The organism is Oceanicella actignis, assembly GCF_008124525.1.
In the GTDB taxonomy this organism is placed as follows: Bacteria; Pseudomonadota; Alphaproteobacteria; order Rhodobacterales; family Rhodobacteraceae; genus Oceanicella; species Oceanicella actignis.
The window spans coordinates 77,939-89,417 of record NZ_VNHJ01000001.1 but is presented as its reverse complement, the minus strand read 5'-3'; the positions used below and the strand labels follow the sequence as shown (position 1 = coordinate 89,417).

The 11,479-nt window shown below is 72.4% G+C and carries 12 protein-coding genes; all 12 read right to left on the bottom strand.

Features of this window, described 5'->3' with window-relative positions:
* Nucleotides 1–126: 126 nt before the first annotated feature.
* The 12 genes from trpA to metK all read right to left on the bottom strand — a co-directional run bounded on the left by trpA (nt 127) and on the right by metK (nt 11,197).
* Nucleotides 127–918: a tryptophan synthase subunit alpha gene (trpA, locus tag LY05_RS00400; protein ID WP_148921703.1), complete on the bottom strand. Its 792-nt coding sequence runs from the start codon at nt 916–918 to the stop codon at nt 127–129.
* Nucleotides 919–994: 76 nt separating this feature from the next.
* Complete coding sequence (locus LY05_RS00395; protein WP_125458986.1) at nt 995–1,333, bottom strand: hypothetical protein; 339 nt, start codon at nt 1,331–1,333, stop codon at nt 995–997.
* A 61-nt stretch (nt 1,334–1,394) separates the two neighbouring features.
* The gene (trpB, locus tag LY05_RS00390; protein ID WP_148921702.1) at nt 1,395–2,615 is read right to left on the bottom strand and encodes a tryptophan synthase subunit beta; all 1,221 of its coding nucleotides are present in this window, start codon (nt 2,613–2,615) and stop codon (nt 1,395–1,397) included.
* Nucleotides 2,616–2,692: 77 nt separating this feature from the next.
* Nucleotides 2,693–3,331, bottom strand: coding sequence for a phosphoribosylanthranilate isomerase (locus tag LY05_RS00385; protein WP_148921701.1), 639 nt, complete (start codon nt 3,329–3,331; stop codon nt 2,693–2,695).
* A 6-nt stretch (nt 3,332–3,337) separates the two neighbouring features.
* On the bottom strand, nt 3,338–3,682 hold the full coding sequence (locus tag LY05_RS00380) for a lipopolysaccharide assembly protein LapA domain-containing protein (RefSeq protein WP_148921700.1): 345 nt from the start codon (nt 3,680–3,682) through the stop codon (nt 3,338–3,340).
* A gap of 7 nt (nt 3,683–3,689) precedes the next feature.
* Nucleotides 3,690–4,004, bottom strand: coding sequence for an integration host factor subunit beta (gene ihfB / locus LY05_RS00375; RefSeq protein WP_072746466.1), 315 nt, complete (start codon nt 4,002–4,004; stop codon nt 3,690–3,692).
* Between the two features lie 105 nt (nt 4,005–4,109).
* Complete coding sequence (gene sppA / locus LY05_RS00370; protein ID WP_148921699.1) at nt 4,110–5,003, bottom strand: signal peptide peptidase SppA; 894 nt, start codon at nt 5,001–5,003, stop codon at nt 4,110–4,112.
* A 19-nt stretch (nt 5,004–5,022) separates the two neighbouring features.
* Entirely contained in the window at nt 5,023–6,702 is a 1,680-nt protein-coding gene (rpsA, locus tag LY05_RS00365) for a 30S ribosomal protein S1 (protein ID WP_148921698.1), read from the bottom strand.
* Between the two features lie 165 nt (nt 6,703–6,867).
* On the bottom strand, nt 6,868–7,533 hold the full coding sequence (locus LY05_RS00360; RefSeq protein WP_072746469.1) for a (d)CMP kinase: 666 nt from the start codon (nt 7,531–7,533) through the stop codon (nt 6,868–6,870).
* Nucleotides 7,530–8,879 (bottom strand): 3-phosphoshikimate 1-carboxyvinyltransferase, encoded by a 1,350-nt coding sequence (gene aroA / locus LY05_RS00355; protein WP_072746470.1) that lies wholly within the window; start codon nt 8,877–8,879, stop codon nt 7,530–7,532. The genes LY05_RS00360 and aroA overlap by 4 nt, the downstream gene beginning before the upstream one ends.
* Nucleotides 8,880–9,219: 340 nt before the next feature.
* Nucleotides 9,220–9,954 carry a tRNA (guanosine(46)-N7)-methyltransferase TrmB gene (gene trmB, locus LY05_RS00350; protein ID WP_148921697.1) on the bottom strand — a complete coding sequence of 245 codons (735 nt, stop codon included), beginning with the start codon at nt 9,952–9,954 and terminating at the stop codon, nt 9,220–9,222.
* A 55-nt stretch (nt 9,955–10,009) separates the two neighbouring features.
* A complete protein-coding gene (metK, locus tag LY05_RS00345; protein ID WP_072746472.1) occupies nt 10,010–11,197 on the bottom strand; it encodes a methionine adenosyltransferase in 1,188 nt (395 codons plus the stop codon).
* Nucleotides 11,198–11,479: the final 282 nt, after the last annotated feature.

Below are 11,479 nucleotides of genomic sequence, written 5' to 3'. Positions count from 1 at the left end.
ATGCGGGCGCATCCGCGCGCGCTCCGAGGCCGCGCGCCCGGCGCGAGGGCGCGGGACAGGGCGGCCTGGCGGCTGCGGATACGCGCCCCGGGGGCGGCGTTGCGCGCTCGCCCGGCCCGCGGCGGGTCAGGCGCCGTGGGCGGCGTCGGCCAGGCTGCGGACGAATTCGAGGATGCGGGCGGGCGGCTCGCCGCGGCCCAGCCGCTCGACGATGGCCGAGCCGACCACGGCGCCGTCGGCCGCCGCCGCGATCTCGCGCGCCGATTCGGGCGTCTTGATGCCGAAGCCCACGCAGACCGGCAGATCGGTGCGCGCCTTGATGCGCGCCACCTCGGGCGCGACGCGCGCCGCGTCGGCGGCGGCCGCGCCGGTGATGCCGGTGATCGAGACGTAATAGACGAAGCCCGAGGCGTTGCTCAGCACCTTGGGCAGGCGCGCGTCGTCGGTGGTCGGCGTCGCCAGGCGGATGAAGTCCAGCCCCGCCGCGCGGGCGGGCAGGCACAGCTCGTCATCCTCTTCGGGCGGCAGATCGACCACGATCAGGCCGTCCACCCCCGCCGCCCTGGCGCGTTCGAGAAAGCGCGGCACGCCCATCGCGTAGATGGGGTTGTAATAGCCCATCAGGACGATCGGGGTGCGGTCGTCTTCCTTGCGGAAGGCGGCGACCAGGTCGAGCACGCGCGACAGCGTCATGCCCGCCGCCAGGGCGCGCTGTCCGGCCATCTGGATGGCCGGACCGTCGGCCATGGGATCGGTGAAGGGCATGCCCAGCTCGATCACGTCCACCCCCGCGCCGGGCAGCCCGCGCACCAGCTCGAGCGAGGTCTCGAAATCCGGGTCTCCGGCCATCACGAAGGACACGAAGGCCGAACGGCCCTGGGCCTTGAGCTCGGCGAAACGGTCGGCGATGCGGGTCATGGGCGGCTCTCTCGTCGTGCGATGCGGCGGTCATGCGCCGCCGCCGGGCGCGGGGCCGGGCGGCGGCGGGTCGGGGTCAGTCTTCCTTGCGGAAATACTTCTTGTCGCGCGGCTTTCCGTCCCAGCCGGTCTTGCGCGGGGGGCGGTCGTCGCCGCCGCGCGGGCGCTCGTCGCGGTTCTGCCACGGCTTGCCGCCGCGATCGCCCTGCGGCTTGCCGCCGAATGGGCGCGGGCCGGCGCCCTGCCCCTCGCGCGCTTCCCACTTGTTGAGCAGGCGCGCGTCGAATTCGTCGCGGCCCACGCGGCCCTCGTGGCACCAGACGACCTTCACGCGGTCGTCGCGAACCTCTTCCACCGCCATGCGCATGGAACCCGAGATGAGGACGACCATGTCGCCCGTTTTGAAGTCAGTCACGTAACGTGATCCCTTGTTCGGGGCCCGCGGCCCCAGGTTCTTCGGGCGGCGCGCCGCCCCTTCAGATCTTCGCCCCCAGCGCCTCGGCCACGGTGAAGATGTCCTTGTCGCCGCGCCCGCACATGTTCATGACCAAGAGGTGGTCCTTCGGCAGCTCGGGCGCGATCTTCATCACATGCGCCAGCGCGTGGCTGGGTTCAAGGGCGGGAATGATGCCCTCGGCCCGGCAGCAGGCCTGGAACGCCTCGAGCGCCTCGTCGTCGGTCACGGCCACGTATTCCACCCGCCCCGCATCATGCAGCCAAGCGTGTTCGGGGCCGATGCCCGGATAGTCGAGCCCGGCCGAGATCGAGTGCCCCTCCAGGATCTGCCCGTCCTCGTCCTGCAGCAGATAGGTGCGGTTGCCGTGCAGCACGCCCGGCCGCCCGCCGGTCAGCGAGGCGGCATGCTCCATGCGCGCGTCCACGCCGTGGCCGCCGGCCTCGACGCCGATGATGCGCACGCTCTCCTCGTCGAGGAAGGGATGGAACAGGCCCATGGCGTTCGAGCCGCCGCCGATGCAGGCGACCAGCGTGTCGGGCAGACGGCCCTCGCGCTCGAGCATCTGCGCGCGGGTCTCGCGCCCGATGATCGACTGGAAGTCGCGCACCATGGCCGGATAGGGATGCGGGCCGGCGACCGTGCCGATGCAGTAGAACGTGTCGTCCACATAGGTGACCCAGTCGCGCAGCGCCTCGTTCATCGCGTCCTTGAGCGTGCCGCGCCCCGAGGTCACGGGCACCACCTCGGCGCCCAGCAGCTTCATGCGGAAGACGTTGGGCTTTTGCCGCTCGACGTCCGTCGCGCCCATGTAGACGACGCATTTGAGCCCGAACTTGGCGCAGACCGTGGCCGTGGCCACGCCATGCTGGCCGGCGCCGGTCTCGGCGATGATGCGCGTCTTGCCCATGCGCCGGGCAAGGATGATCTGCCCCAGCACGTTGTTGATCTTGTGCGCGCCGGTGTGGTTGAGCTCGTCGCGCTTCATGTAGATCTTCGCGCCGCCCAGCTGCTCGGTCAGGCGCTCGGCGAAGTAGAGCGGCGAGGGACGGCCGACATAGTGCTTCCACAGATCGTCCATCTCGGCCCAGAAGGACGGGTCGGTCTTGGCGTGCTCGTAGCGGGCCTCGAGATCGAGGATCAGCGGCATCAGCGTCTCGGAGACGAAGCGCCCCCCGTAGATGCCGAAGCGCCCGCGCTCGTCCGGGCCGGTGCGGTAGCTGTTGACGCCCTCTGCGCTCATCTCGAATTCCTCGTAGCTTGGCCTGCGAAAGGGGTGTTTAGCGCCTTGGCGCGGGCTAGTCGATCGCCGATCGCGGGTCAGGCGGCCGCGGCGGCCGCGCGCACGAAGGCGGCGATGCGCGCGGGGTCCTTGACGCCGGGCGCGCGCTCGACCCCGGACGAGACGTCCACCTGCCGCGCGCCGGTCAGCCGCACGGCCTCGGCGACGTTCTCGGGGGTCAGCCCGCCCGCCAGCATCCACGGAACGGCCCAGCGCCGCCCCTGCAGCAGCCGCCAGTCGAAGCTGAGCCCGTTGCCCCCCGGCAACGCCGCGCCGCGCGGCGGCCTGGCGTCGATCAGCAGCTGATCGGCCGCGCGCGCGTGCTCGGCGATGGCGGGCAGGTCGCCCTCGTCGGCCACGCCCACCGCCTTCATCACCGGCAGGCCGAAGCGCTCGCGCAGCTGCGCGACGCGCTCGGGCGTCTCGGCGCCGTGCAGCTGCAGCATGTCGATGGGGGCGGCCTCGAGAATCGCCTCGAGCGCGGCGTCGTCGGCATCGACCGTCAGCGCCACCTTGCACAGGCCCGCCGGCGCCAGCGCCGCCAGCCGCGCGGCCTCGGCCGGGGCGACGTTGCGCGGCGAGCGCGCGAAGAACACGAAGCCGACATAGGCCGCGCCGGCGCCGGCCGCCGCGCGCAGCCCCTCGGGCTCGGTCAGGCCGCAGATCTTGATCCGCATCGCCCCTCAGCCGCGCGCCAGTCCGAGGATGTCGGCATCCTCCTCGCCCGTCTTGCGTTCGAGGCGCTTGAGTTCGCGCTGCAGCTCGGCGGCCTTGCGCTTGTATTCGCGCTCGGCCCGGCGATGGCCGCGCTCGCGCACCGCCTCGAGCAGCAGCCCCGCCGCGACGCCGACGAAGAAGGCGGCGAACAGCGCGACGAAGAGCGGAACCGTCACCCCGCCCGACAGGCCAAGGCCCATGTCCAGCTCGGGCGGCAGGGCGTGCACGGTGGCCGGGCCGCGATTGGCCACGCCGAAGGCGATGGCGGCCAGCGCGATGGCGGCCAGCAGGATGAATTTGACGATGCGCACCTGGCGTTCACTCCTCTTGAGCGGGGCGGTCCTGGCCGGTCTGCGCCTGGTTCAGCCGCAGGCGCAGCTCCTTGCCCGTGCGGAAGAAAGGCACGCGCTTTTCCGGGACGGCCACGGATTCGCCCGTGCGGGGGTTGCGGCCCATCCTGGCCTCGCGCGTCTTGACCGAAAAGGCGCCGAATCCGCGCAGCTCAACCCGGTCGCCGTCGGCCAGCGCGCGCGTGATCTCCTCGAACACCGTGGCGACGATGCGTTCGACGTCGCGATGGTAGAGATGCGGGTTCTCTTCCGTCAGACGCTGGATGAGTTCCGATCTAATCATGCCTTCTCCTCCCCGCGGATCTTCTCGTCCGATGCCTTGGGACTATCGCGGCTGCGGCGCGGAATGTCACCGCAAAACCGCGCCCGGCCCGCGGCGCGATGCAGGTCAGCGCTGGATCGACATCAGCCGCGGCCCCGCCGTCAGCGCGCGCGCGGCCGAGCCGGCGCCGCGCAGCAGGTCGATCAGCCGCTCGAGCGTCGAGGCGCCCTTCTCGCGCGGGCGCGCGTCCGCAAGGGGCAGATCGGCCGGCACGCCGCGTTCCTCGAGCCAGGCGCGCGCCTCGCGCTCGGCCCCGATCTGGTCCGCCAGCCCGGCGGCCACGGCCATGCGCCCGGTCATGATTCGCCCATCCGCCACGCGCTCGAGCGCCTCGCCGCGCAGCCCGCGGCGCTCGGCCACCAGGTCGCGGAACCAGGCGTAGGCGTCGCGGATCATGGCGCGCTCGACCTCCAGCGCGGCCTCGTCGGCGGGGGCGAAGGGCGAGGGCGCGGCCTTGAGCGGCGAGGACTTCACCTCGACCATGCGCACGCCGATCGAATCGAGCAGCTCGGACAGTTCGGGATGCTGGGCGATGACCCCGATCGAGCCGACGATCGAATTGCCGTGCACGATGAAGCGGTCGGCCGCCAGGGCGGCGATGTAGGCGCCCGAGGCGGCGACCTCGCCGGCGATGGCGACCAGCGGCTTGCGCGCGGCCAGGCGGCGCAGCGAATCATACAGCGCCTCGGCCCCGACCGTGGTGCCGCCGGGGCTGTTGATGCGCAGGATCACGGCGCGCACCTCGTCGTCCTCGGCCAGCGATTCGAGAAAGGCGTCGCGCTCGGGGTCGTCGGCGATCACGCCCGACAGCTGCACCCGCGCCACCCGCGGCCCCGAGGGCCCCGCCTCGGGCGCCAGCAGCGCCGCCGCCGCCACGGCCAGCAGGATCAGCGCCAGGATGCGCCAGAACCATAAACGGCGCCGCAAGCGGCGCCGTTCGATGTCGTCGAGCGTGGTCATGCCCGCGAAGCGGCGGCGATCACTCGCCGCGCTCCTTGAGGGCCGCGCTCAGGATGTCGCCCAGCGAGGCGCCCGAGTCGGACGAGCCATACTGCTGCACGGCCTCCTTCTCTTCGGCGATCTCGCGCGCCTTGATCGACAGGCCGAGGCGCCGCGAGGCGCGGTCGATGTTGGTCACGCGCGCATCCACCTTGTCGCCGACCGAGAAGCGCTCGGGGCGCTGGTCCTGACGGTCGCGCGCCAGGTCCGAGCGGCGGATGAACGACTTCATGCCGTCGTATTCCACCTCGATGCCGCCATCCTCGATCGCGGTGACGGTGCAGGTGACGACGTCGCCGCGCTTCACGCCGGCCACGGCGTCGGCGAAGGGATCGCCGTCAAGCTGCTTGATGCCGAGCGAGATGCGCTCCTTCTCGACGTCCACGTCCAGCACCACCGCCTGGACGACGTCGCCCTTCTTGTAGTCCTGGATCGCCTGCTCGCCGGGACGGTCCCAGTCCAGATCGGACAGGTGCACCATGCCGTCGATGTCGCCCTCGAGACCGATGAACAGGCCGAACTCGGTGATGTTCTTGACCTCGCCCTCGACCTTCGAGCCCGGCGGGAACTTCTCGGCGAAGGCCTCCCAGGGGTTCTGCAGGCACTGCTTGAGGTCCAGCGAGACGCGGCGCTTGACCGGATCGACGTCCAGCACCATCACCTCGACCTCCTGAGAGGTGGAGACGATCTTGCCCGGATGGACGTTCTTCTTGGTCCAGCTCATCTCCGAGACGTGGACCAGGCCCTCGACGCCCGGCTCCAGCTCGACGAAGGCGCCGTAGTCGGTGATGTTGGTCACGCGGCCCGGCAGCTTGGCGCCGACGGGATACTTGGCCTCGACGCCCTCCCACGGATCGGCCTGCAGCTGCTTCATGCCCAGGCTGATGCGGTGGGTGTCCTTGTTGATCTTGATCACCTGGACCTTGACGGTCTCGCCGATGTTCAGGATCTCGGAGGGGTGGTTGACGCGCCGCCAGGCCATGTCGGTGACGTGCAGCAGGCCGTCGACGCCGCCCAGGTCCACGAACGCGCCGTAATCGGTGATGTTCTTCACCACGCCCTCGACCACGTCGCCTTCCTTCAGGCGCGCGACAACCTCGGCGCGCTGCTCGGCGCGGCTTTCCTCGAGCACGGCGCGGCGCGAGACCACGATGTTGCCGCGGCGGCGGTCCATCTTGAGGATCTGGAAGGGCTGCGGGATGCCCATCAGCGGCGTGACGTCGCGCACGGGGCGCACGTCGACCTGGCTGCCCGGCAGGAAGGCCACGGCGCCGCCGAGATCCACGGTGAAGCCGCCCTTGACGCGGCCGAAGATGGCGCCCTCGACGCGCTCTTCCTTCTCGTAGGCCTTCTCGAGACGGTCCCAGGCCTCTTCGCGGCGGGCCTTGTCGCGCGAGATCACGGCCTCGCCGCGGGCGTTCTCGACGCGCTCGAGATACACCTCGACCTCGTCGCCGACCTTGATCTCGGGCTCATGGCCGGGCTTGGCGAATTCCTTGAGGTCGACGCGCCCCTCCATCTTGAAGCCGACGTCGATGATCGCCTGGCCGTTCTCGATGGCGAGAACCTTGCCGCGAACGACGCTGCCTTCCTGAGGGGTCGCGATCTCGAGGCTCTCGTTGAGAAGCGCCTCGAATTCTTCCATGGTTGCTGCGGGCATGCAGTCGGGTCTCCGTATGGGTCTATGGTTTCCGGCCAGCCGGTTGGGTCCGGCGGTCTTTCCTCTGGGTCCGTCGCCGACGGCGAGCGGGCGCGTGCGAAAAAGCGAAAGCCCGGCGAACACCGGGCCATGTCGGGTGTCCGGGGTTTGTCGCCGCGCAGGGAATCACCCCCCGCCTGCTCTGCCAGCACATTTCCGCTCGATCAGCGCCGCCGCTTGGGCGACCGCCGCGTCTATACTCAATTTCGTCGTGTCAAGCAAGACCGCGTCGGGGGCCGGCTTCATCGGCGCCGCCTCGCGCGCCGCGTCGCGCGCGTCGCGCCGGCGCAGATCCTCGAGCACCTGCTCGAACGTCGCCTCCGCCCCGCCCGCGCGCAGCTCGGCGCAGCGCCGGCGCGCGCGCACCTCGTCCGAGGCGGTGACGAACAGCTTCACATCCGCGTCCGGGCAGATGACCGTGCCGATGTCGCGCCCGTCCAGCACCGCGCCGCCGGGCCGGGCGGCGAAGGCGCGCTGGAAGTCCAGCAGCGCGGCCCGCACCTCGGGAAGCGCCGCCGCCTGCGAGGCCGCCTGCCCCACCTGCGGATCGCGCAGCCCCGGCGCCTGCAGATCCTCGGCGCGCAGCGCGCGCGCGGCGCGGATCGCGTCCTCGGGCCTGATCGCCCCGCCCCCCGCGGCCAGCGCCTTGCGCCCGACCGCGCGATAGAGCAGCCCCGTGTCCAGATGCGCGAAGCCGAAGCGCGCCGCCAGCGCCCGCGCGATGGTGCCCTTGCCCGCCGCCGCGGGGCCGTCCAGCGCCACCACGAAGCGCCCCGCGCAGGCCGCGCTCATGCCGCCCGCTCCTCGAACGCCGCGCCCAGCGACTGCATGAGCGCGCGAAAGCCGGGGAACGAGGTCGCCACCGGGCCGGCGTCGTCCACCGTCACCGGGCGGCGCGACGCCATGCCAAGGCACAGGAACGACATGGCGATGCGGTGATCGAGCCGCGAGGCGCAGGTCGCCCCGCCCGGCACGCCGCCCGGCCCCATGCCGTGGACGATCAGCGTGTCCTCGTCCTCTTCGACCGTCACGCCGCAGGCCTCGAGCCCGCGGGCCATGGCATCGATGCGGTCCGATTCCTTGACGCGCAGCTCGCGCACGCCGCGCATGACGGTGCGTCCCTCGGCGAAGGCGGCGACCACGGACAGGATCGGGTATTCGTCGATCATCGCCGGCGCGCGCTCGGGCGGGGTCTCGACGCCGCGCAGCGTCGAGAAGCGCGCGCGCAGATCGGCCACGGGCTCGCCCCCCTCTTCGCGCGGGTTCTCGAAGACCAGGTCCGCGCCCATCTCGCGCAGCGTCTCGTAAAGGCCGGCGCGGGTGGGGTTTAGGCACACGCCGGGGACCAGCACGTCCGAGCCCTCGACGATCAGCGCCGCGCAGACCGGGAAGGCCGCCGAGCTGGGATCGCGCGGGGCGGCGATGGTCTGGCCGGTCAGCTCGGGCCGGCCGGTCAGGCGGATGATCCGGTCGGGGCCGTCGCGCTCGATCTCGACCCGGGCGCCGAAGCCGCGCAGCATGCGCTCGGTATGGTCGCGGGTGGGCTCGCGCTCGATCACCTCGGTCACGCCGGGGGCGTTGAGCCCGGCCAGCAGCACCGCCGACTTGACCTGCGCCGAGGGCACCGGCAGGCGGTAGCTGACGGGAACCGGATCGGAAGCCCCGGTCAGCACCAGCGGCAGCCGCCCGCCCGCGCGCCCCTGCGCGCGCGCGCCGAACAGCGCCAGCGGCTCGGTCACCCGCCCCATGGGGCGCGAGCGCAGCGAGGCGTCGCCGGTGAAGCAGGCGCTGATGGGCGTGGTCGCCATGGCGCCCATGATCAGGCGCACCCCGGTGCCCGAATTGCCGCAGTCGATGACGTTCTCGGGCTCGGCGAAGCCGCCCACGCCCACGCCGTGCACGCGCCACTCGCCGGGCGCGAGGCGTTCGACCTCGGCGCCGAAGGCGCGCATGGCCGCGGCGGTGTCGAGCACGTCCTGCCCTTCGAGCAGGCCGGTCACGCGGGTCTCGCCCACCGACAGCGCGCCAAGGATCAGCGCCCGATGCGAGACGGACTTGTCGCCCGGCACATGCGCGATGCCGGCAAGCGGTCCGGCGCGGCGGGCGGTCAGGGGGCTGGCGGGGCCATGAGCGGTCATGCGGGCCTTCCGGTTCGAACAGCGGGAACGGCCCGGTTCTAGCCACGCGCGCGCGCCGCGTCCACCGCCCTTCGCCGGCGCGTGTCCGGCGCCCCGCGCGGTTGTCCGCCGGCCCGCGCCTGTCCGGCGCCCTGCGCGCTTGCCCGCCGGCCCACGCTTTTGCCCGGCGCCCCGCGCATCGGGCCGCGGCTTTCGCCGGCCCGCGCCTGTCCGGCGCCCTGCGCGCTTGCCCGCCGGCCCACGCTTTTGCCCGGCGCCCCGCGCATCGGGCCGCGGCTTTCGCCGCCCGCGCGCCCTGCTCCCGCCCCGCCGCGCCGGCGCGGCGCGCGCCGGCGGCCGGTCAGACCCTGCGGAAGGTCAGATAGATGGGCGTGCGGCCCTCGCGCAGGGCCTTGGCCTCGTAGCGCGTGCCCGGCCAATCGGGCCAGGGGCGGCGCCAGTCCTCGGGCCGCTCGGCGGTCCAGACGAAGGCGGGGTGGTCCATGACATGCGCGAGGGCGTGGCGCGCATAGTCGCCGATGTCGGTGGCCAGGCGCAGCTCGGCCCCCGGCGCCATCACGCGCGCCAGCGCGTCGAGGTTCTCGGGGTTGACGAAACGGCGCTTGTGATGGCGCGCCTTCGGCCACGGATCGGGATAGTTGAGGAACACGCGCGAGATGGCGCCCTCGGGCAGCACATCCATCAGGTCGCGCGCGTCGCCCGCATGCACGCGCACATTGTCGATGCCATGCCGGGCCATGTGCGACAGGAACATCGCCACGCCGTTGACGAAGGGCTCGCAGCCGATGATCCCGACCTCGCGGTTGGCGGCGGCCTGGGCCAGCATGTGCTCGCCGCCGCCGAAGCCGATCTCGAGCCAGACCGGGCGCGGACCGCCGAACAGCTCGGCAAGGTCGATGGGCGTGCGCGCGGGGTTCTCCTCCCAGGTCACGCCGCGCGGGGCGATGCGCGCAAGCGTGGTGCGCAGGTGCTCTTCCTGCCCCTTGCGCAGCCGCTTGCCATGGCGGCGGCCGTAGAAGTTGCGCCAAGGCGCGCCGTCGGCGCGGCCCGGGGCGCCCTCGCCATTCGCTGTCATCGCAACCTTCCTTCGGGTGTCGGCGCGGGGCGGCGCGCGGCCGCCCCGGGCCGGGTCAGACCGCCGCCTTGAGCGCGTCGACCAGGTCGGTGCGCTCCCAGCTGAAGCCGCCGTCGGGCTCGGGGTCGCGGCCGAAATGCCCGTAGGCGGCCGTGCGCTGGTAGATCGGCTTGTTCAGGCCCAGATGCTCGCGGATGCCGCGCGGGGTCAGGTCCATCACCTCGCCGAGCGCGCGCTCGATGGCGGCCTCGTCCACCGTGGCGGTGCCGTAGGTGTTGGCGTAGATCGACAGCGGCTTGGACACGCCGATGGCGTAGCTGAGCTGGATGACGCAGCGGCTGGCCAGACCGGCCGCGACCACGTTCTTGGCCAGGTAGCGCGCGGCGTAGGCGGCCGAGCGGTCGACCTTGGTCGGATCCTTGCCCGAGAAGGCGCCGCCCCCGTGCGGCGCGGCGCCGCCATAGGTGTCGACGATGATCTTGCGCCCGGTCAGGCCCGCGTCGCCGTCGGGTCCGCCGATGACGAATGCGCCGGTGGGGTTGACGTGCCACTCGGTGTTCGAGGTGAGCCACGCCTTGGGCAGCACCTCGCGGATGTAGGGCTCGACCACCTCGCGCACGCGCTCCGAGCTCATGCGCTTGTCCAGGTGCTGGGTCGAGAGCACCAGCGAGGTCACCTCGACCGGCTTGCCGTCCTCGTAGCGCAGGGTCAGCTGCGTCTTGGCGTCGGGGCCCAGCTGCGGCGCCTCGCCCGATTTGCGCGCCTCGGACAGGCGGCGCAGGATGCGGTGCGCGTAGTGGATCGGCGCGGGCATCAGCTCGGGGGTTTCGTCCACCGCGTAGCCGAACATGATGCCCTGGTCGCCGGCGCCCTCGTCCTTGCTGTCGGTGGCGTCCACGCCCATGGCGATGTCCTTGGACTGGCTGTGGAGCAGGTTGGTGATCTCGACCGTGCCCCAGTCGAAGCCGGGCTGCTCGTAGCCGATGTCGCGGATGCACTCGCGCGCGATTCGCTCGATGGTCGGGTTGACCCGGCGCACGATGTCCTCGCGGCCCTCGGGATGGCCGATCTCGCCCGCGATGATGATGCGGTTCGTGGTGGCCAGGGTCTCGCAGGCGACGCGGGTGTAGGGGAAGACCGACAGATAGGCGTCGAGAACGGCGTCCGAGATGCGGTCGCACACCTTGTCGGGGTGGCCTTCGGAAACCGATTCGGAGGTGAACAGGTAATTCAGTCGGGACACGGGCGTCTCCTCGGGGTCAGGCGGCGGGCCGCGCGGCAGCGCGCACAAGGGCGGCCCGCGGCGCGTCGCGCGGCGGGCGCGGCTGACATACGCGCAACGCCCGCCGCGGGTCAAGAGCGCGCGCCGCGAAACCGCCGCGCGAACGGCGGCGCGAGCGCCTTCGTCCGGGGCGCGGGCGGCGGCCCCCGCATCGCGCTGCGGATCGGCGCCGCCCCGGCGCGAGCCTGGCGCCGCCCCCGCGCCGGCGCCGGCGCAGGCGGCGCGCGGCCGAGAGGCCGTGTG